Consider the following 20,469-nt stretch of genomic DNA (forward strand, 5'->3'; position numbering starts at 1 on the left):
GGAACTCAGGACTCCTGGGTGACGGAGACGAGCACGTCGTCCCCTTCGATCTTGACGGGGTATACGGGGACGGGGCGCGTGGCGGGCAGGCCGGAGGGCTTGCCGGTGCGCAGGTCGAAGCTGGAGCCGTGCAGCCAGCACTCGATCGCGCAGTCCTCCACCTCGCCCTCGGACAGCGAGACGTTGGCGTGGGAGCAGATGTCGTTTATCGCGTACACCTCGCCCTCGGTGCGGACGAGCGCGACCGGCGTGCCGTCGAGCTCGACCCGCTTGGGGGTGTCGTCCTCGAGCTCGCTCAGGCCGCAGGCGCGTACGAAGGTCTCGCTCATGCCACCGCCGCTTCCAGCTCGGCCTCGATCTTGCCGATGAGGCGCTCCTCCAGCTCCGGGATCCCGATCTGCTGGACGAGCTCGGCGAAGAAGCCGCGGACGACCAGCCGGCGGGCCTCGTCGGCGGGGATGCCGCGAGCCATCAGGTAGAAGAGCTGCTCGTCGTCGAAGCGGCCGGTCGCGGAGGCGTGGCCGGCGCCGACGATCTCGCCGGTCTCGATCTCCAGGTTGGGCACGGAGTCGACGCGCGCGCCGTCGGTGAGGACGAGGTTGCGGTTGAGCTCGTAGGTGTCGGTGCCCTCGGCGGCGGCGCGGATGAGCACGTCGCCGATCCACACCGCGTGGGCGTCCTTGCCCTGCAGCGCGCCCTTGTAGGCGACGTTGCTGCGGCAGTGCGGGGTGTCGTGGTCGACGAAGAGGCGGTGCTCCTGGTGCTGGCCCTGGTCCGTGAAGTACAGGCCGTAGAGCTCGGCCTCGCCGCCGGGGGCGCCGTAGACGACCCGGGGGTGGAGGCGGACCAGGTCGCCGCCGAAGGTGACGATCACGGACTTGAAGGAGGCGTCGCGGCCGATCAGCGCGGTGTGCTGGGCGGCGTGCACCGCGGTGGGGTCCCAGTCCTGGACCGAGACCACAGTGAGCTTGGCGCCGTCGCCGATGAGGTACTCGACGTTGGCGGCGAGCGTGGCGTCGCCGGTGTGGTCGAGGACGACGACGGCCTCCGCGAAGGCGCCGAGCTCGACGACCTGGTGGCCGAAGGCGACGCCGCCCTCGCCGTGCACGGAGATCAGGACGGGCTCGGTGAGCACGGTGTCCTTGGGGATCGAGACGACCGACGCCTTCTCGAAGGAGCTGTACGCCTGGGCGGCGACGCGGTCGACCGGCTTGCCTGCGCGGCCGAGGCGGGCGTCGTCACGGCCGACGGTCTCGACGGTGACGCCTTCGGGGGCGGTCACCTCGACCTTGACGCCGCCGTCCGCGACCGCGGTGCCGTCGTGCAGGCCGCGGAGGCGCGCCAGCGGGGTGAACCGCCACTCCTCCTCGCGGCCGTGCGGCACGGGGAAGTCCGCGACGTCGTACGAGGCGGGGGCGCTGACGCGCGCGTCGATGGGCTGCTGGGGCCCGCCCACCTGGATGGCGCCGTCGGTCGTGCTGCCGGCGGGAGTGTTATCGGCCATGACTGTCGTCGTGCTCTCTTCCTGTCACAAAGGGGTCGCTGCGGTCCGGACGGCGGGTGTCAGCCGACCGCGCCTTCCATCTGCAGCTCGATCAGCCGGTTGAGTTCCAGGGCGTACTCCATGGGGAGCTCGCGGGCGATCGGCTCGACGAAGCCGCGCACGATCATCGCCATCGCCTCGAACTCGGTCAGACCGCGGCTCATCAGGTAGAAGAGCTGGTCGTCGCTGACCTTGGAGACGGTCGCCTCGTGGCCCATGGAGACGTCGTCCTCGCGGACGTCGACGTAGGGGTAGGTGTCCGACCGGGAGATGGTGTCCACCAGCAGGGCATCGCAGAGGACGTTCGACTTGGAGCCGTGAGCGCCCTCGCCGATCTCGATCAGGCCGCGGTAGGAGGTGCGGCCGCCGCCTCGGGCCACCGACTTGGAGACGATGTTGGAGGAGGTGTTGGGCGCCATGTGGACCATCTTGGCGCCGGCGTCCTGGTGCTGGCCCTCACCGGAGAAGGCGATGGAGAGGGTCTCGCCCTTGGCGTGCTCGCCCATCAGGTAGACGGCCGGGTACTTCATGGTCACCTTGGAGCCGATGTTGCCGTCGACCCACTCCATGGTCGCGCCCTCGTAGGCCACGGCGCGCTTGGTGACCAGGTTGTAGACGTTGTTCGACCAGTTCTGGATGGTCGTGTAGCGGCAGCGGCCGCCCTTCTTGACGATGATCTCCACGACGGCGCTGTGCAGCGAGTCGGAGGAGTAGATCGGGGCGGTGCAGCCCTCGACGTAGTGCACGTAGGCGTTCTCGTCGACGATGATCAGGGTGCGCTCGAACTGGCCCATGTTCTCCGTGTTGATACGGAAGTAAGCCTGGAGCGGGATGTCGACGTGGACGCCCGGCGGGACGTAGATGAAGGAGCCACCGGACCACACGGCGGTGTTCAGCGAGGCGAACTTGTTGTCACCGACGGGGATGACGGTGCCGAAGTACTCCTGGAAGATCTCCGGGTGCTCCTTGAGCGCCGTGTCGGTGTCCAGGAAGAGAACGCCCTGCTCCTCCAGGTCCTCGCGGATCTGGTGGTAGACGACCTCCGACTCGTACTGGGCGGCGACACCGGCGACGAGGCGCTGCTTCTCGGCCTCCGGGATGCCCAGCTTGTCGTAGGTGTTCTTGATGTCCTCGGGCAGGTCCTCCCAGGAAGCGGCCTGCTTCTCGGTGGAGCGCACGAAGTACTTGATGTTGTCGAAGTCGATGCCCGTGAGGTCGGAGCCCCAGGTCGGCATGGGCTTCTTCTCGAAGAGCTTCAGGCCCTTCAGACGCAGCTTGAGCATCCACTCCGGCTCGGACTTCTTCGCGGAGATGTCGCGGACGACCTCCTCGGAGAGGCCGCGCTTGGCCGCTGCACCGGCCACGTCGGAGTCGGCCCAGCCGTATTCGTACGTGCCCAGGCCCTCGAGCTCAGGGTGGGCAGTCTCCGTGGGGAGAGTCATGCGGGGTTCCTCCCGGCCGTGCTGGCGGATGCTGTGGTGGTCTTGGTGGTGCGCCGCGTTTCGCCGCGCGGGATGAACGTCGTGCACACACCGTCGCCGTGGGCGATGGTGGCGAGACGCTGCACATGGGTCCCGAGCAGGCGGGAGAAGACCTCGGTCTCCGCCTCGCACAGCTGCGGGAACTGCTCGGCGACATGGGCGACCGGGCAGTGGTGCTGGCAAAGCTGTTCGCCGACCGGTGCGCTACGCGCTGTAGCAGCGTACCCGTCCGCGGTCAATGCCCGGGCAAGGGCCTCCGTGCGGGATTCCGGGCCGACGGCCTGGAGGGCCTCGCGATAGCCCTCGGCCTGGGCGGCCATCCGGGCGCGCGCGAAGGCGGCGACCGCCGCCTCGCCCATCTCGCCGCCGCCGGCCGCCTGAGCGATCCAGCGCAGGGCGTCCTCGGCCAGCTTGTCGTACGCCTGGTCGAAGGCGTCGCGGCCGCAGTCGGTGAGCGCGAAGGCTTTGGCCGGGCGCCCGCGCGTACGAGCGCCGTAGACGCGCTTCTCGCGGGGCTCGACGATGCCTTCGGCGGCGAGGGTGTCGAGGTGGCGGCGGACGGCGGCCTGGGTCAGCTCCAGGCGCAGGGCCAGCTCGGCCGCGGTCGACGGACCGTGATCGAGGATGGACCTGACCACGCGGTTCCGGGTGCCGCGCTGCTCGTCGTGAGCGCGGTCCTCCTCGCGCACGGGCTCGGCGGCAGGCGCCGCCGCCCCGGCGGCCACCCGGGCCGCGGGGTCCTGCGAAGCCTCGCTCGCGTATTTCACAACACCATTGTTGCGTAATTACAGGGAAGGCGACAAGCCTCGTCCGGGCCGCCGGGCGGTGTCGTCGATCACTTAGGGTCACCTAACCGCCACGCCCAAGATCGTCACAAAACCGGCCGCCGGACCGGTGCGGGCCGGGCGGGCCGGGCCCTCCCGCCGGGCCTGTCCGTACTGTCTTACGAGCACCCCGGGGCGGTCCGGACGGCCCCGGGGTTCGTAGACTTCCCGCCATGCGCAGCAGCTTCCCGGGGGACGCCCCCCGGACCCCCGGCCGAGAGCCCGCGGTCGAGGTCCGCGGCCTGGTGAAGCGGTACGGGCCGAAGGCCGCGGTGGACGGGCTGGACCTGTCCGTCGCGCGCGGCTCGCTCACCGCCGTCCTGGGCCCCAACGGCGCCGGCAAGACCACCACCATCGAGACCTGCGAGGGCTACCGCCGCCCCGACACCGGCACCGTCCGCGTCCTGGGCCTCGACCCGGTCGCGGACTCCGCCGCCCTGCGCCCCCGGATAGGCGTGATGCTGCAGAGCGGCGGCGTCTACCCCGGGTCGCACGCGGAGGAGATGCTGCGCCACACGGCGACCCTGCACGCACACCCCGTCGACGTCGACACCCTGATCGAACGGCTCGGGCTCGGCGGCTGCGGGCGCACCGCCTACCGGCGGCTCTCCGGCGGCCAGCAGCAGCGGCTCGCCCTCGCCATGGCCGTCGTCGGCCGCCCCGAGCTGGTCTTCCTCGACGAGCCGACGGCCGGACTCGACCCGCAGGCCCGGCACGCCACCTGGGACCTGGTCCGGGAGCTGCGCGCCGACGGCGTCACGGTCGTCCTGACCACGCACTACATGGACGAGGCCGAGGCCCTGGCCGACGACGTCGCCATCGTCGACAGCGGCAGGGTCATCGCCCAGGGCAGCCCCGAGGAGCTGTGCCGCGGCGGCGCCGAGAACACGCTCCGCTTCGGCGGCCGCCCCGGCCTGGACCTCGTCTCCCTCCTCAAGGCGCTGCCCGCCGACTCCGCCGCCGTGGAGCTGACGCCGGGCACGTACCGGGTCACCGGCAAGATCGACCCGCAGCTGCTGGCCACGGTCACCACCTGGTGCGCCCAGCACGGGGTCATGCCGGACCGCATCGCGGTCGAGCGCCACACGCTGGAGGACGTCTTTCTGGAGCTGACGGGCAAGGAGCTGCGGGCATGAGGGCTGACACACGGACCGGCCGGGGGTCCGGGGGTCGCCCCCCGGAGGACACCAGCCTGGAGCTGACGGGCAAGGAGCTGCGGGCATGAGGGCTGACACACGGACCGGCCGGGGGTCCGGGGGTCGCCCCCCGGAGGACACCAGCCTGGAGCTGACGGGCAAGGAGCTGCGGGCATGAGGGCTGACACACGGACCGGCCGGGGGTCCGGGGGTCGCCCCCCGGAGGACACCAGCCTGGAGCTGACCGGCAGGGAGCTGCGCGCATGAGCACCGACACGACGACCGGGACGTTCACCCCGAGGCCCGGCGCCGCGCCGCTCCCCCGGATGATCCGGGCGCAGGCCGCACTGGAGACCCGGATGCTGCTGCGCAACGGTGAGCAGCTGCTGCTCACCGTCGTCATCCCGACCCTGCTGCTGGTCCTCTTCAGCTCCGTCGACATCGTCGACACGGGCGAGGGCGAGGCCGTGGACTTCCTGGCCCCGGGCGTACTGGCCCTCGCCGTGCTCTCCACCGCCTTCACCGGGCAGGCCATCGCGACGGGCTTCGAGCGCCGCTACGGCGTGCTGAAGCGGCTCGGCGCGTCGCCGCTGCCGCGCTGGGGGCTGATGGCCGCGAAGACCTGCTCGGTGCTGGTCACCGAGGTGCTCCAGATCCTGTTGCTGACGGTGATCGCCTTCGCGCTGGGCTGGTCGCCGCACGGCAACCCCTTCGCCGTCCTGCTGCTGCTCGTCCTCGGCACCGCCGCGTTCTCCGGGCTCGGCCTGCTGATGGCCGGCACGCTCAAGGCCGAGGTGACACTGGCCGCCGCCAACCTCGTCTTCCTGCTGCTGCTGGTCGGCGGCGGAGTGATCGTGCCGCTGGAGAAGTTCCCGGACGCCGCGCAGGCCGTGCTGGGCCTGCTGCCGATCTCGGCGCTCTCGGACGGACTGCGGGACGTCCTGCGGGACGGCGCGGCGATGCCCTGGGCCGACCTGGGCATCCTGACCGTCTGGTCCGTGCTCGGCCTCGGCGCGGCGGCCCGCTTCTTCCGCTGGGAGTGAGCGGGCAGGCGACCGTAAGGGTGACGGCCACCGGGGCACGGCCGTAAGGGTGACGGCGACCGAGGCGCGACCGTAAGGGCAGCAGCCACCGAGGTACGACCGTAAGGGTGACGGCGGCCGGACGAACCCCTCTGAACAGGGATGATTCCTCCCCGCCGCGCCCGGCCCACCCCCTCGTGAATCCATGCACAAGCGGGCCCTTACGATGACTCCGTGCCGAATTCGATGAACCCCCTCCAGATCGTCGCCGACCGGTGGCAGCCCTCCGCCCGCTTCGTGCGGCGGGCGGCGTTCGCCTGCGTGGTGATGGCCGTGGTCATCGTCGTGACGGGCGGCGCGGTGCGGCTCACCCAGTCGGGGCTCGGCTGCCCGACCTGGCCGACCTGCACCGACGACAGCCTGACCCCGACGCCCGAGATGGGCATCAACGGCGTCATCGAATTCACCAACCGCATGCTCACCTATGTGCTCTGCGCGGTCGTCGGCGTGGCGATCGTGGCGGCACGCGCGCGTGCCCCGCGCCGGCGCAGCCTCACCCGGCTGGGCTGGACGCAGTTCTGGCTCGTCGCGAGCAACGGCATCATCGGCGGCATCACGGTGCTCACGGGCCTCAACCCGTACATCGTCGGCTCGCACTTCCTGGCCGCGACGGCACTGCTGACGGTGGCCGTGGTGATGTGGCGCCGCGCCTGCGAGGGCGACGAGGAGCCGCGCGACCTGGTGGCCCGTCCGGTACGGCAGCTCGGCTGGGTGCTGGTCCTCTCGACCGCCCTGCTGATCGTGGTCGGCACGGTGGTGACGGGCTCGGGCCGGCACGCGGGCGACGCCAAGAAGGACGTCCACCGCATCCCGCTGGACGTCCGCGAGATCACCCAGCTGCACGTGGACCTCGTCTGCGTCGTGCTCGGCCTGACCGTGGCCCTGTGGTTCGTGCTGCGGGCCGTGCAGGCCCCCGCCGGACCGGCCCGGCGGGTGGTCGAGATGCTGGCCGTCCTGCTGCTCCAGGGCCTCATCGGCTTCGTGCAGTACTTCAACGACTCCCCCGAGCTCCTCGTCGGCGCCCACATGCTCGGCTCCTGCCTGGTGTGGATCGCCGTGCTCCGGGTGTTCCTGTCGCTGCGCGACCGCGGCGAGCTCGCCGCCCTGCCCTCGCCCGCCGGCGAGGCCGAGGCGCTCCGGCCCGCCGCTCAGGCCGCCTCCAGCCGGTAGACCCGACGGGCGGTGCCGGCCGCGACGAGCCCGGCGATCCGCCGCGCCTCCGCCCACCGGCACCACCCGTCGGCGACCCATTCGGCCATCAGCCGCCCCATGGCCTGGACGAACGACCGCGCCCCCACCACGTACAGCTCGGGCAGCGCCCGCGCCCCGGTGGAGAACAGCAGCTTGCCGAACGGCGCCTCGGGGAGGACCTCCTCCGGCCGGGCGCCCACGTCCGCGTAGACGTGCGGATGGGCCGCGGCCAGCCGGGCCGCCTGCAGATGGTGGCCGGGGCCGGGGAACAGCACGAGATCGGTGCCCAGCCCGGCCGTGGCCGCCAGCAGGCGGGCCAGCCGGCGCGGGTCCCGGCAGTGCAACTGCACCGGCAGACCGGTTCCCAGGGCGCTCCACAGCAGATGGCGGACGAGCGCCTGGTCGACGGGCGTAGGCCCCGTACGTCCGGTGCGGAGCCGTCGGGCGGCTGCCCTGCGGACCTCCGGCACGTCGGGTGCCCTCCCGTCGCAGGACCGTACGGCGCAGGCGAACGCGGTGGCACCGCGCGCGGCGGTGTGCAGCGCCTCGGCGGTACGGGAGAGGAAGGCGTCGACGCCCTCGCAGTCCGCGCCGATCCGGTCGGCGAGCGCCTCCAGGCGTACGACCTCGTGGGCCCGGCCCTCGGCGGCGTGCGCCAGCTCGGCGGCGGAGGTGAGGCCGCCGGGCGCGCCGGACTCCAGCAGGAAGGTGCCGATGCCCGCGCCGCGCAGCAGCAGCCGCCCGGCGCGGTAGGCGCCCAGCTCACGGCGGCGGGCGAGGTAGCGGACCGGTGCGCAGAAGGGCTCCAGGCCCAGCAGCGGCGGGCACCAGCGGAGCACCGCGAGCCCGGCCCGGCTGTCGAAGAAGGTGGTGCCGGGCGGCGCCGGGCCGGTGGATCCGGCGGCCGCGGCGAGGTGGGTCTCGAACCGGCCGAGCCCCAGTTCGCCGTGGACGGCTCCGTGGCTGTGCTGATCGACGATCGGCGGCATGCCGTCCATCCCCGCCCCCTTGTGCCCCGCCCCGCCCCTCGGCGGCACACGGCCGCCCCCGCGGGTCTAACGGCCGACGGGCCCGTCAGTTATTGGCGGGACCGCCCAGCTGGAGGCCCGCCATCCGGGTCCATTCGTACGGGCCGGTGCGGACCTTGGCCGCGAACTCGCCGTCGAAGTCGTCGTGCAGGGTGAGGCCCGCGACCTCCGCGGCCTTGCGCGCGGTCTCCATGGAGGGGGCGACGAGGACGCCCCACTCGCCGTTGGCCCCGACGAGGGCGATCCGGGTGCTGCCGCGGGCGATGTGCGCCAGCTGGCCCTCGGCGGTGCCGCCGTGGCTCTTGGCGAAGGCCGTGATCTGCCGGGCGAGCCGGAGGGCCTTGCGGTCGGCCGGGGCTGCGGCGGGTGCGGTCTCTTCGGCCTGCGTCGTGGTGTCTGCCATGACACCGGATGCTACCCGCCGGTAATTAATGGAGGAAGGGATCCACGGCGACGGCGGCGAAGAGCAGCGAGACGTAGGTGATGGACCAGTGGAAGAGGCGCATCTCCTTGAGCTTCGCTCCGGTGACGCCGGCCCGCGCCCGGATCTGCAGGGCGTGCGCCTCCTTCAGCCAGAACGCGCCGAGCGCCGCGGCCACCACGGTGTAGAACCAGCTGGTGTAGCCGAGCGGCTGGAGCGAGAGCGAGACCGCGACCATCACCCAGCTGTAGAGGACGATCTGCTTGGCGACCACCTTGTTGCCCGCGATGACGGGCAGCATCGGCACGCCCACCCGCTCGTAGTCGTCCTTGACCTTCATCGACAGCGGCCAGTAGTGCGGCGGCGTCCAGAAGAAGATGACCAGGAAGAGCACGAGGGCGGCCCAGGAGACCGAGTTCGTGACCGCGGACCAGCCGATGAAGACCGGCATGCAGCCCGCGATGCCGCCCCAGACGATGTTCTGCGCGGTACGCCGCTTGAGGATCATCGTGTAAACGACGACGTAGAAGACGTTGGCGGCGAGCGAGAGCATCGCCGACAGCGGGTTGACCAGGTACCAGAACCACAGGGTCGAACCCACGGTCAGCGCGGTGGCGAAGACCAGGCACTCGCGGGGCGAGACCATTCCGGTGACGAGCGGGCGCTGCGCGGTGCGGTCCATCAGCGCGTCGATGTCGCGGTCGATGTACATGTTGTAGGCGCCCGCGCCGCCGGCGGAGAGGTAACCGCCGATGCAGGTGGCCAGGACCAGCCACAGATCGGGGACGCCCTCCGCGGCGAGGAACATCACCGGCACGGTCGTCATCAGCAGCAGCTCGATGACCCGCGGCTTGGTCAACGCCACGAACGCCTTGGCACGGGCCCCGAACGGCCGGTGACCGGGGCTCTCCGCGAGCACCCCCACAGGACGGGATTCGACGGCCGTCACGCACACCCCTGACAGAGATAAGGCCAGCAAGCACGTCCGGGGTGGATGAAACCCCCGTAAAGGCTTGCGCTTACCACGCCACTCTAGACGTAGGGGATACCTCGGCCTCCGCCGGGGTGGGGTCGTGTTGAGGCCGTAGCGCGGCCGGTCGGCGCCGGACGCGCGGCCACCGCGCGTCGGATCGCGGGCCCGGGGAACATGACAGAACGGAAGCGTTCGGGAGGCGCGCGGCCCGCCGCCCCGGCAGGCTGTACCCATGACCGCCGCGCCCGCGGCGGAATGCTGCGGGAATCTTTCATATCCGGATCCGGTTGCCCCGGGCGTCGGACCGGCCGGTCGAAAAGGCGCCGGATGAGCGCCGGAGCGGCCGACTGAGCGTCGAAAACGCGCCCTCCCCTGCGGGGTAGGCTCGACAGCGCCGCGTCGTGGCGGAAGACCGCCCCCGGCGACAAGAACATGTGGAGAGGAGCCCTGACCGAGGGTGAGCAACAAGCCGACCACAACAGACCTCGAGTGGACCGAACTGGACCAGCGGGCCGTCGATACCGCCCGCGTCCTGGCCATGGACTCCGTGCAGAAGGTCGGCAACGGCCATCCGGGCACGGCCATGAGCCTGGCGCCGGCCGCTTATCTGCTGTTCCAGAAGATGATGCGGCACGACCCGAGTGACGCCGACTGGACCGGCCGGGACCGTTTCGTCCTCTCCCCCGGCCACACCAGCCTGACCCTCTACGTCCAGCTCTTCATGGCCGGCTACGGCCTGGAGCTCTCGGACCTGAAGTCGTTCCGCACCTGGGACAGCAAGACCCCGGGCCACCCGGAGCACGGTCACACCCGTGGCGTCGAGACCACCACCGGCCCGCTGGGCCAGGGCATCGCCAACGCGGTGGGCATGGCCATGGCCGCCCGTTACGAGCGCGGTCTGTTCGACCCGGAGGCGCCGCAGGGCACCTCCCCGTTCGACCACACCGTCTGGGCGATCGTCTCCGACGGCGACCTGGAGGAGGGCATCTCGGCCGAGGCGTCCTCGCTGGCGGGCCACCAGAAGCTCGGCAACATCGTCGCGCTCTACGACGACAACCACATCTCGATCGAGGGCGACACCGAGACGGCGTTCTCGGAGGACGTCCTGGGGCGCTACGAGGCGTACGGCTGGCACGTCCAGCGCATCGAGCAGGGCGCCAACGGCGACTTCGACATCCGGGCGCTGCACGCGGCCCTGAAGGCGGCGCAGGAGGAGACCGAGCGCCCGTCGATCATCGCGGCGCGCACGATCATCGCCTGGCCGGCCCCGAACGCCCAGAACACCGAGGCGTCGCACGGCTCGGCGCTGGGCGCCGACGAGGTCGCCGCGACCAAGCGCGTCATGGGCTTCGACCCGGAGCAGGACTTCCAGGTCGACGACGACGTCTTCAGCCACGTCCGCAAGGTCGTCGACCGCGGCCGCGAGGCCCACGCCACGTGGGACAAGCGGCTCCAGGAGTGGCGCCAGGCCAACCCGGAGCGCGCCGCGGAGTTCGACCGCATCACCGCGGGCGAGCTGCCCGACGGCTGGGAGAAGGCCGTCCCGGTCTTCCCGGCCGGCAAGGACGTCGCCACCCGTAAGGCGTCGGGTGAGGTCCTCAAGGCGCTGGGCGGCGTGATCCCCGAGCTGTGGGGCGGCTCCGCCGACCTCGCCGGTTCGAACAACACCACGATCGACGCGTCCTCGTCGTTCCTCCCGGAGGGCAACCCGCTCCCCGAGGCGAACCCGTACGGCCGCACGATCCACTTCGGCATCCGCGAGCACGCCATGGGTTCGACCATGAACGGCATCGCGCTGCACGGCAACACCCGCGTCTACGGCGGCACCTTCCTGGTGTTCTCCGACTACATGCGCCCGGCAGTCCGCCTGGCCGCCCTGATGAAGCTGCCGGTCACCTACGTGTGGACGCACGACTCCATCGGTCTCGGCGAGGACGGCCCGACCCACCAGCCGGTCGAGCACATGGCCGCCCTGCGCGCCATCCCGGGCCTGAACATGGTCCGCCCGGCCGACGCCAACGAGACGGCGATCGCCTGGCGCGAGATCACCAAGCGCCACACCACCCACCCGGCGCCGCACGGTCTGGCCCTCACCCGCCAGAACGTCCCGACGTACGAGGCCAACGAGGGCGCGGCCAAGGGCGGCTACGTCCTGTTCGAGGCCGAGGGCGGCCGTCCGCAGGTGATCCTGATCGGCACCGGCTCCGAGGTCCAGCTGGCCGTCGAGGCCCGCGAGGCGCTCCAGGCCGAGGGCATCCCGACCCGCGTGGTCTCGATGCCGTCCGTCGAGTGGTTCGAGGAGCAGGACCAGGCGTACCGCGACGGCGTGCTGCTGCCGGACGTCAAGGCCCGGGTCGCGGTCGAGGCGGGCATCGGCCTGACCTGGCACCGCTACGTCGGCGACGCCGGCCGGATCGTCTCGCTGGAGCACTTCGGCGCCTCGGCGGACTACAAGGTCCTCTACCGCGAGTTCGGCCTGACGACGGAGGCCGTGGTGGCCGCCGCCCGCGAGTCGATCGAGCACGCCGACGCCAACCGTCGCTGACGCCCTCATCTAGCAAGTAGGAGATGCAGAACCCATGACAGACGCACTCAAGCGCCTCTCCGACGAAGGCGTCGCGATCTGGCTGGACGACCTGTCCCGCAAGCGCATCACGTCGGGCAACCTGGCCGAGCTGATCGACCAGAGCCATGTCGTCGGCGTCACCACCAACCCGTCGATCTTCCAGAAGGCGATCTCCGGCGGCGACGGCTACGAGCAGCAGCTCGCCGACCTCGCGGCCCGCAAGGTCACCGTCGACGAGGCGATCCGCATGATCACCACGGCGGACGTCCGCGACGCCGCCGACATCCTGCGCCCGGTCTTCGACCGGACCGACGGCCAGGACGGCCGGGTCTCCATCGAGGTCGACCCCCGGCTGGCCCACAACACGACGGCCACCGTCGCCGAGGCCAAGCAGCTGGCCTGGCTGGTGGACCGCCCCAACACCCTGATCAAGATCCCGGCCACCAAGGCGGGCCTGCCGGCCATCGCCGAGGTGATCGGCAAGGGCATCAGCGTCAACGTCACGCTGATCTTCTCCCTCGAGCGCTACCGCGCGGTCATGGACGCCTACCTGACCGGTCTGGAGAAGGCGAAGGCCGCGGGCCTGGACCTGAACCTGATCCACTCGGTCGCGTCCTTCTTCGTGTCCCGCGTGGACACCGAGATCGACAAGCGTCTGGACGCGCTGGGCACCGAGGAGGCCGAGGCGCTGCGCGGCAAGGCCGCCCTGGCCAACGCCCGCCTGGCCTACCAGGCGTACGAGGAGGTCTTCTCCTCGGACCGCTGGGCCGCCCTGGAGAAGGCCGGCGCCAACAAGCAGCGCGCCCTGTGGGCCTCGACCGGCGTCAAGGACCCGGCCTACAAGGACACCCTGTACGTGGACGACCTGGTCGCCCCCAACACGGTGAACACCATGCCGGAGGCCACCCTGGAGGCCACGGCCGACCACGGGCAGATCGTCGGTGACACCGTCCGTGGCACCTACGAGCAGGCCAAGGCCGAGCTCGACGCCCTCGCCAAGGTCGGGATCTCGTACGACGAGGTCGTGCAGCTCCTGGAGGACGAGGGCGTCGAGAAGTTCGAGCAGTCCTGGAATGACCTTCTGAAGTCCACCGAGGCGGAGCTCAAGCGCCTCGCTCCGGAGGCGTGAATTGAGCACAAGCAGCAATCCGCTGCGTGACGCTCAGGACCGACGGCTCCCGCGTATCGCGGGGCCGTCGGGCCTGGTCATCTTTGGCGTCACGGGCGATTTGTCCCGGAAAAAGCTGATGCCGGCGGTCTATGACCTCGCCAACCGTGGGCTGCTGCCCCCGGGCTTCTCCCTCATCGGCTTCGCACGCCGTGACTGGGAGAACGAGGACTTCGCCCAGATCGTCCACGACGCCGTCAAGGAACACGCCCGTACGCCCTTCCGCGAGGAGGTCTGGCAGCAGCTGGTGCAGGGCTGCCGGTTCGTGCAGGGCGACTTCGACGACGACGTGGCCTTCGAGACGCTCAAGGACACCATCCAGGAGCTCGACAAGGCCCAGGGGACGGGCGGCAACTTCGCCTTCTACCTCTCCGTGCCGCCCAAGTTCTTCCCCAAGGTGGTCCAGCAGCTCAAGAAGCACGGCCTGGCCGACCAGAAGGAGGGCTCCTGGCGGCGTGCCGTCATCGAGAAGCCCTTCGGCCACGACCTGGCCAGCGCCCAAGAGCTCAACAAGGTCGTCCACGAGGTCTTCCCGACCGAAGAGGTCTTCCGGATCGACCACTACCTGGGCAAGGAGACCGTCCAGAACATCCTGGCGCTCCGGTTCGCCAACACCCTCTTCGAGCCGATCTGGAACCGGTCGTACGTCGACCATGTGCAGATCACCATGGCCGAGGACATCGGCATCGGCGGCCGCGCCGGCTACTACGACGGCATCGGCGCCGCCCGTGACGTCATCCAGAACCACCTGCTCCAGCTGCTGGCGCTGACCGCCATGGAGGAGCCCGCCTCCTTCGACGCGGACGCGCTCGTCGCGGAGAAGACCAAGGTGCTGGGCGCCGTCCGGCTGCCCAAGGACCTCGGCAAGGAGACCGTCCGCGGCCAGTACGCGCACGGCTGGCAGGGCGGCGAGGAGGTCGTCGGCTATCTGGAGGAGGACGGCATCGACCCCGCCTCCAAGACCGACACCTACGCCGCGATCAAGCTGGAGATCGACAACCGCCGCTGGGCGGGCGTCCCCTTCTACCTCCGCACGGGCAAGCGGCTCGGCCGCCGCGTCACCGAGATCGCGGTCGTCTTCCAGCGCGCCCCGCACTCGCCCTTCGACCACACCGCGACCGAGGAGCTGGGGCAGAACGCCCTGGTCATCCGGGTGCAGCCGGACGAGGGCGTCACCCTGCGGTTCGGTTCCAAGGTGCCGGGCACCTCGATGGAGGTCCGGGACGTCTCGATGGACTTCGCCTACGGCGAGTCGTTCACCGAGTCCAGCCCCGAGGCGTACGAGCGGCTCATCCTCGACGTCCTGCTCGGCGACGCCAACCTCTTCCCCCGCCTGAAGGAGGTCGAGCTGTCCTGGCAGATCCTCGACCCGATCGAGCGGTACTGGGACACCCACGGCAAGCCCGCGTCCTACCCCGCCGGCACCTGGGGCCCGGTCGAGGCGGACGAGATGCTCGCACGAGACGGACGGAGCTGGCGCCGGCCATGAAGATGGACCTCACGGACACCACGTCCAGCAAGATCAACAGTGCTCTGGTCCAGGGCCGCCGCGCCATCGGCACCCCGGCCATCGGCATGGTGCTCACCCTCGTCATCGTCACCGACGAGGAGCACGCCTACGACGCGCTCAAGGCGGCCAACGACGCCTCCCGCGAGCACCCCTCGCGCAAGCTGGTCGTCATCAAGCGCGTGAGCCGCTCCCCGCGCGACCGCGCCAAGGCCCGCCTCGACGCCGAGGTCCGGGTCGGCACCAGCGCCGGCACCGGCGAGACCGTGGTGCTGCGGCTCTACGGCGACGTCATCGACCACGCCCAGTCGGTCGTGCTGCCGCTGCTGCTGCCCGACGCCCCCGTGGTCGTCTGGTGGCCGGTCTCCTCCCCGATCAACCCCGAGAAGGACCCGCTGGGCGCCCTGGCCCAGCGCCGGGTCACCGACACCTACGCCGCCGAGGACCCCCTCGCGGAGGTGTCGGCCCGCGCCGCGCACTACACGCCCGGCGACACCGACCTGGCCTGGACCCGGATCACGCCATGGCGCTCTATGCTCGCCGCCGCCCTGGACCAGCAGCAGGTCGACGTCCTGTCGGCGGAGGTCGAGGGCGAGGGCTACAACCCGAGCGGCGAGCTGCTCGCGATGTGGCTGGCCGACCGCCTCGGCATCCCCGTGAAGCGGACCGTCTCCGAGGGGCCCGGCCTCACCGCCGTCCGTATGGAGACCAAGAACGGCCAGATCGTCCTGGACCGCCCCAACGGCACCCTGGCCACCCTGTGCATGCCGGGCCAGCCGGACCGCGCCGTCGCGCTCAACCGGCGCGACACCGCGGAGCTCCTCGCGGAGGAGCTGCGCCGCCTCGACCCGGACATCACCTACGAGTCCGCGCTGAAGTACGGCGTGGCGCGGCTGAACGACGGGTCCGCGCCGACGGCCGAGGCCCCGGCCCCCGCCAAGGACGCCAAGGCCAAGGACGCCGCGGACGCCCCGGAGGCCGAGCCGGCCGCCACGCCGGCGCCCGCCAAGAAGGCCACCGGCAAGAAGGCGGCCGGCAAGTGAGCACCCCCCAGATCGTCGTCCACCGGGACAAGGAGCTGATGGCGCAGGCCGCGGCGGCCCGGCTGATCACGAAGATCGTGGACGCCCAGGCCGCGCGCGGCTCGGCCTCCGTCGTCCTCACCGGCGGGCGCAACGGCAACGGGCTGCTCGCGGCCCTCGCCGACGCGCCCGCGCGGGACGCGGTGGACTGGTCGCGCCTGGACCTGTGGTGGGGCGACGAGCGGTTCCTGCCCGAGGGCGACCCCGAGCGCAACGCCACCCAGGCGCGCGAGGCGCTGCTGGACGCGGTGGGCCTGGACCCGGCCCGGGTGCACTACATGCCCGCGGCCGACGGCACCCACGACGACGCGGACGCGGCGGCCGCGGCCTACGCGGCCGAGCTCGCGGCGGCCGCGCGTCCCGAGGACCACGGTCCCGTGCCGTCCTTCGACGTCCTGCTGCTGGGCGTCGGCCCGGACACGCACGTGGCCTCGCTCTTCCCCGAGCTGCCGGGTGTCCGGGAGACCGAGCGCACGGTCGTCGGCGTGCACGGCGCGCCGAAGCCGCCGCCGACCCGGGTCTCGCTGACCCTGCCGGCGATCCGCGCGGCGCGGGAGGTCTGGTTGCTCGCGGCGGGCGAGGACAAGGCCGACGCGGTGACGATGGCGCTGTCCGGAGCGGGCGAGATCCAGGCACCGGCGGCGGGGGCGTACGGGCGCCGCCGGACGCTGTGGCTGCTGGACGCGGCGGCGGCGGCGAAGTTGCCGCGGGATCTGTACCCGCCGGCTTCACCCTGACGGGTGGTCTGTTCACGGCGATGGCCCGCCTCTCCTGATCCCAGGGAGGCGGGCCATCGCCGTGTCCGGGTGCGGGGTGCCGCTGCGCGGGGCTTTTTCCCCAGCCCCGCCCCTTCCCGTAACCGGGGCTCCGCCCCGGACCCCGGTCCTCAAACGCCGGACGGGCTGAAAATCAGCCCGTCCGGCGTTTGAGGACACCGCGCGTCAGCGCGGAAAGGGGGCCCGGGGGCGTCAGCCCCCGGTTACGGGAAGGGGCGGGGTGGGGAAAAAGCCCGCGGCTAGCGCCCCCGCAGCTCGCGGTAGCGAGCCACCAGCGCCGCCGTCGACCCGTCCAGCCCCGGCACCTCCGCGCCGGCCGTCAGCGCCGGCTCCACCCGCTTAGCGAGCACCTTGCCCAGCTCCACCCCCCACTGGTCGAAGGAGTCGATGTTCCAGATCGCGCCCTGGACGAACACCTTGTGCTCGTACAGAGCGATCAGCTGCCCCAGCACCGACGGGCTGAGTTCACCCGCGAGGATGGTCGTCGTCGGGTGGTTGCCGCGGAACGTCTTGTGCGGGACCAGCTCCGCGGGGACGCCCTCCGCCGCCACCTCCTCGGCGGTCTTGCCGAAGGCGAGCGCCTGGCCCTGGGCGAAGAGGTTGGCCATCAGCAGGTCGTGCTGGGCCACCAGCCCCGGCAGCAGGTCGTCGACCGGCTTGGCGAAGCCGATGAAGTCCGCGGGGATCAGCTTTGTGCCCTGGTGGATCAACTGGTAATACGCGTGCTGGCCGTTGGTGCCCGGGGTGCCCCACACCACCGGGCCCGTCTGCCAGTCGACGGGGCGCCCGTCGCGGTCGACCGACTTGCCGTTGGACTCCATGTCGAGCTGCTGGAGGTACGCGGCGAACTTGGACAGGTAGTGGCTGTAGGGCAGCACCGCGTGCGACTGCGCGCCGTGGAAGTTGCCGTACCAGACACCGAGCAGGCCGAGCAGCAGCGGGACGTTCTCCTCGGCCGGCGCGCAGCGGAAGTGCTCGTCGACGAGGTGGAAGCCGGCCAGCATCTCCCGGAAGTGGTCCGGGCCGATGGCGAGCATCAGGGAGAGCCCGATGGCCGAGTCGTACGAATAACGGCCGCCGACCCAGTCCCAGAACTCGAACATGTTAGCGGTGTCGATGCCGAACTCGGAGACCTTCTCCTCGTTCGTCGACAGCGCCACGAAGTGCTTGGCCACCGCCTCCTCGCCCGCGCCCAGGCCGGTCAGCAGCCAGTTGCGGGCGGAGGTGGCGTTGGTGACGGTCTCGATGGTGGTGAAGGTCTTCGAGGCGACGATGAAGAGCGTCTCGGCGGGGTCCAGGTCCCGCACGGCCTCGTGCAGATCCGCGCCGTCCACGTTCGACACGAAACGGAACGTCATATCGCGGGCGGTGAAGGCGCGCAGCGCCTCGTACGCCATCGCCGGACCGAGGTCGGAACCACCGATGCCGATGTTGACGACGTTCCTGATCCGGGAGCCCGTGTGGCCCTTCCAGTCACCCGAACGGACCCGGTCGGCGAAGACCTGCATCTTGCGCAGCACGGCGTGCACGGCCGGTACGACGTTCTCCCCGTCGACCTTGACGACGGCCGACTCGGGGGCCCGCAGCGCCGTGTGCAGCACGGCGCGGTCCTCGGTGTTGTTGATCTTCTCGCCGCGGAACATGGCGTCCCGGAGCTCCGCGACCCCGGTCGCTTCCGCGAGCGCGCGCAGCAGGCGCAGCGTCTCGTCGGTGACGAGGTGCTTGGAGTAGTCGAGGTGCAGATCGCCCACGGTGAGCGACAGGCGCTCGGCCCGTCGCGGGTCGTCCGCGAACAGCTTCCGCAGCTGCACCTCCCCGAGCTCTTCCCGGTGCTTGGCCAGCGCGTTCCACTCAGGCGTCTGGTCGAGCCTGCCGCGGCTCCCTGCGTTCATCTCGGACATCAGCCCACTTCTCTCGTAGCCACCCCGCCGGATTCCAACCTAATTGATCAGGACTCGGTATGAGACGACCCCCCGCATCGGAAACGGCCCGGCCGCGCCCCTGGTGACAGGTGCGCGGCCGGGCCGCTTCAGTGTGTCGCGCCGCTCAGATCTCTCCGCGGAGCTTGGCGAGCGCCTCGGCGAGGATCGCCTCGCCGTCCGCGTCGCTCCGCCGCTCACGTACATAGGCGAGGTGCGTCTTGTAGGGCTCCGTCCGCGGCGGGTCCGGCGGACTGTCCCGGTCCTGACCGGCCGGGAAGCCGCAGCGCGGGCAGTCCCAGGTGTCCGGTACCTGTGCGTCACTGGCGAAGCTCGGCTGCGTCTCGTGCCCGTTGGAACACCAGAAGGAGATGCGGAGGCGCGGCGCGGACTCGCCCCGCTCGGCCTCCCCCATCGGCCCCGCTCCGACCCGACTCCCTCGGATCGCGTTGCCACTTGCCACGGTCGTAACTCCCTGCGTGATGGTGCTGCACTGTGCCGGATAGCGGCTGCGCCACGGGGCCTTGCGGAACGGCTCCGCTGCGGGCGCCCCAGTCTACGTAAGGCCCAACGCGCGTCCAGTGGCTGGAGTTACAGCCCGGCCGCAAGGACGCGACCTCAATGATAGGCCGCGTCCACGACGGTACGTCAGCTATCGAGCTTCATCAGCAGGCCGAGTACGACAATGCACGCGAACCACAGCAGACCGACGACCACGGTGATGCGGTCGAGGTTGCGCTCGGCGACCGAGGAGCCGCCGACGGAGGACTGCATGCCGCCACCGAACATGTCGGACAGGCCGCCGCCCTTCCCCTTGTGCATGAGCACCAGCATCATCATCAGCAGGCTGAAGACGATGAGGGCGATCGAGAACCCCATGACCACGGCTGGACCAACTCTCTCGGACTGGAACGGTGAGGGGCCGGGCGGCGCAAAGCACCGGTCCCGGCCCCGACAGGGTACGACGGGCAGCACCCGTCGTCATAGCGCTGCTACTGGTCGCGGAAGCGGACGATCTTGACGAAGTCGTCCACGTCCAGCGCGGCGCCGCCGATCAGGGCACCGTCGACATCGGGCTGCGCCATGATCGCGGCGATGTTGCCGGACTTGACGGAGCCGCCGTACTGGATGCGGATCTTGTCGGCGACCTCACGGCCGTACAGCTCGGCGAGGCGGCCGCGGATGGCACCGCAGACCTCCTGCGCGTCCTCGGGGGTCGCGACCTCGCCGGTGCCGATGGCCCACACCGGCTCGTAGGCGATCACGATGGTCTCGGCCTGCTCGACCGGGATGTCCTTGAGACCGCCGTCGACCTGCGCGAGGGTGTGCGGGACCTGGGCGCCGGCCTTGCGGACGTCCAGGCCCTCGCCGACGCAGAGGATCGGGGTCAGGCCGTGCCGGTAGGCGGCCTTGACCTTGGCGTTGCAGACCTCGTCCGACTCGCCGTGGTACTGGCGGCGCTCCGAGTGGCCGACGGCCACGTAGGTGCACTTCAGCTTGGCCAGCATGGCGCCGGAGATCTCGCCGGTGTAGGCGCCGGAGTCGTACGCCGAGAGGTCCTGGGCGCCGTACTTGATCTTGAGCTTGTCGCCGTCGACCAGCGTCTGCACCGAGCGCAGGTCGGTGAAGGGGACCAGGACGGCCACCTCGGTGGCGTCGTAGTCCTTGTCGGCGAGCGCGAAGGAGAGCTTCTGGACGTGCGCGATGGCCTCAAGGTGGTTGAGGTTCATCTTCCAGTTGCCCGCCATCAGCGGGGTGCGGTCAGTCACGGT

The 20,469-nt window shown here is 71.1% G+C and carries 19 protein-coding genes; 8 read left to right on the forward strand and 11 right to left on the reverse strand.

Annotation, left to right across the window (positions count from 1 at the left end; translation table 11 throughout):
- Nucleotides 1-5 precede the first annotated feature (5 nt).
- From AF335_RS00085 to AF335_RS00100, 4 genes are read right to left on the reverse strand one after another with little or no spacing between them, the layout of a single operon-like run.
- Nucleotides 6-329: a bifunctional 3-phenylpropionate/cinnamic acid dioxygenase ferredoxin subunit gene (locus AF335_RS00085; RefSeq protein ID WP_102916199.1), complete on the reverse strand. Its 324-nt coding sequence runs from the start codon at nucleotides 327-329 to the stop codon at nucleotides 6-8.
- The gene (sufD, locus tag AF335_RS00090; protein WP_102916200.1) at nucleotides 326-1,504 is read right to left on the reverse strand and encodes a Fe-S cluster assembly protein SufD; all 1,179 of its coding nucleotides are present in this window, start codon (nucleotides 1,502-1,504) and stop codon (nucleotides 326-328) included. Before sufD ends, AF335_RS00085 begins: the two co-directional genes overlap by 4 nt.
- Before the next feature lie 59 nt (nucleotides 1,505-1,563).
- The gene (gene sufB / locus AF335_RS00095) at nucleotides 1,564-2,985 is read right to left on the reverse strand and encodes a Fe-S cluster assembly protein SufB (protein WP_087928616.1); all 1,422 of its coding nucleotides are present in this window, start codon (nucleotides 2,983-2,985) and stop codon (nucleotides 1,564-1,566) included.
- Entirely contained in the window at nucleotides 2,982-3,791 is an 810-nt protein-coding gene (locus AF335_RS00100; RefSeq protein ID WP_102916201.1) for a helix-turn-helix transcriptional regulator, read from the reverse strand. Before AF335_RS00100 ends, sufB begins: the two co-directional genes overlap by 4 nt.
- Before the next feature lie 230 nt (nucleotides 3,792-4,021).
- On the opposite strand from AF335_RS00100, the gene AF335_RS00105 reads away from it, so the two are divergent.
- From AF335_RS00105 to AF335_RS00115, 3 genes are all read left to right on the forward strand, one after another.
- On the forward strand, nucleotides 4,022-4,984 hold the full coding sequence (locus AF335_RS00105; RefSeq protein WP_102916202.1) for an ABC transporter ATP-binding protein: 963 nt from the start codon (nucleotides 4,022-4,024) through the stop codon (nucleotides 4,982-4,984).
- A 263-nt stretch (nucleotides 4,985-5,247) separates the two neighbouring features.
- Entirely contained in the window at nucleotides 5,248-6,027 is a 780-nt protein-coding gene (locus AF335_RS00110) for an ABC transporter permease (protein ID WP_102916203.1), read from the forward strand.
- Between the two features lie 213 nt (nucleotides 6,028-6,240).
- Entirely contained in the window at nucleotides 6,241-7,236 is a 996-nt protein-coding gene (locus AF335_RS00115; RefSeq protein WP_102916204.1) for a COX15/CtaA family protein, read from the forward strand.
- Here AF335_RS00115 and AF335_RS00120 read toward each other — a convergent pair.
- The 3 genes from AF335_RS00120 to AF335_RS00130 form a co-directional block, all read right to left on the reverse strand.
- Entirely contained in the window at nucleotides 7,215-8,255 is a 1,041-nt protein-coding gene (locus AF335_RS00120; RefSeq protein WP_102916205.1) for an amidohydrolase, read from the reverse strand. The two genes, AF335_RS00115 and AF335_RS00120, sit on opposite strands and share 22 nt — an antisense overlap.
- Before the next feature lie 76 nt (nucleotides 8,256-8,331).
- Nucleotides 8,332-8,688 carry a hypothetical protein gene (locus AF335_RS00125; protein WP_102916206.1) on the reverse strand — a complete coding sequence of 119 codons (357 nt, stop codon included), beginning with the start codon at nucleotides 8,686-8,688 and terminating at the stop codon, nucleotides 8,332-8,334.
- A 25-nt stretch (nucleotides 8,689-8,713) separates the two neighbouring features.
- Entirely contained in the window at nucleotides 8,714-9,655 is a 942-nt protein-coding gene (locus AF335_RS00130; RefSeq protein ID WP_102916207.1) for a heme o synthase, read from the reverse strand.
- Nucleotides 9,656-10,136: 481 nt separating this feature from the next.
- Here AF335_RS00130 and tkt point away from each other — a divergent pair, with 481 nt between their 5' ends.
- The 5 genes from tkt to pgl are packed head-to-tail and all read left to right on the forward strand — an operon-like array spanning nucleotide 10,137 to nucleotide 16,739.
- Complete coding sequence (gene tkt, locus AF335_RS00135) at nucleotides 10,137-12,224, forward strand: transketolase (protein WP_102916208.1); 2,088 nt, start codon at nucleotides 10,137-10,139, stop codon at nucleotides 12,222-12,224.
- 34 nt (nucleotides 12,225-12,258) lie between these two features.
- On the forward strand, nucleotides 12,259-13,374 hold the full coding sequence (gene tal, locus AF335_RS00140) for a transaldolase (protein ID WP_102916209.1): 1,116 nt from the start codon (nucleotides 12,259-12,261) through the stop codon (nucleotides 13,372-13,374).
- A 1-nt stretch (nucleotide 13,375) separates the two neighbouring features.
- Nucleotides 13,376-14,902, forward strand: coding sequence for a glucose-6-phosphate dehydrogenase (zwf, locus tag AF335_RS00145; protein ID WP_102916210.1), 1,527 nt, complete (start codon nucleotides 13,376-13,378; stop codon nucleotides 14,900-14,902).
- Entirely contained in the window at nucleotides 14,899-15,963 is a 1,065-nt protein-coding gene (gene opcA, locus AF335_RS00150; RefSeq protein WP_102916211.1) for a glucose-6-phosphate dehydrogenase assembly protein OpcA, read from the forward strand. The genes zwf and opcA overlap by 4 nt, the downstream gene beginning before the upstream one ends.
- Nucleotides 15,960-16,739: a 6-phosphogluconolactonase gene (pgl, locus tag AF335_RS00155; RefSeq protein ID WP_102916212.1), complete on the forward strand. Its 780-nt coding sequence runs from the start codon at nucleotides 15,960-15,962 to the stop codon at nucleotides 16,737-16,739. The genes opcA and pgl overlap by 4 nt, the downstream gene beginning before the upstream one ends.
- 278 nt (nucleotides 16,740-17,017) lie before the next feature.
- On the opposite strand, the gene pgi is transcribed toward pgl, so the two are convergent.
- The 4 genes from pgi to tpiA all read right to left on the reverse strand — a co-directional run bounded on the left by pgi (nucleotide 17,018) and on the right by tpiA (nucleotide 20,466).
- Nucleotides 17,018-18,670: a glucose-6-phosphate isomerase gene (gene pgi, locus AF335_RS00160; RefSeq protein WP_102916952.1), complete on the reverse strand. Its 1,653-nt coding sequence runs from the start codon at nucleotides 18,668-18,670 to the stop codon at nucleotides 17,018-17,020.
- Nucleotides 18,671-18,824: 154 nt separating this feature from the next.
- Nucleotides 18,825-19,112 (reverse strand): RNA polymerase-binding protein RbpA, encoded by a 288-nt coding sequence (locus AF335_RS00165; RefSeq protein ID WP_058044931.1) that lies wholly within the window; start codon nucleotides 19,110-19,112, stop codon nucleotides 18,825-18,827.
- Between the two features lie 233 nt (nucleotides 19,113-19,345).
- Nucleotides 19,346-19,576: a preprotein translocase subunit SecG gene (gene secG / locus AF335_RS00170; RefSeq protein WP_183147250.1), complete on the reverse strand. Its 231-nt coding sequence runs from the start codon at nucleotides 19,574-19,576 to the stop codon at nucleotides 19,346-19,348.
- A 113-nt stretch (nucleotides 19,577-19,689) separates the two neighbouring features.
- Nucleotides 19,690-20,466 (reverse strand): triose-phosphate isomerase, encoded by a 777-nt coding sequence (gene tpiA, locus AF335_RS00175; RefSeq protein WP_102916213.1) that lies wholly within the window; start codon nucleotides 20,464-20,466, stop codon nucleotides 19,690-19,692.
- Between the last annotated feature and the right edge of the window lie 3 nt (nucleotides 20,467-20,469).

It is taken from the genome of Streptomyces eurocidicus (assembly GCF_002891295.1).
GTDB classification, from domain to species: Bacteria; Actinomycetota; Actinomycetes; order Streptomycetales; family Streptomycetaceae; genus Streptomyces; species Streptomyces eurocidicus.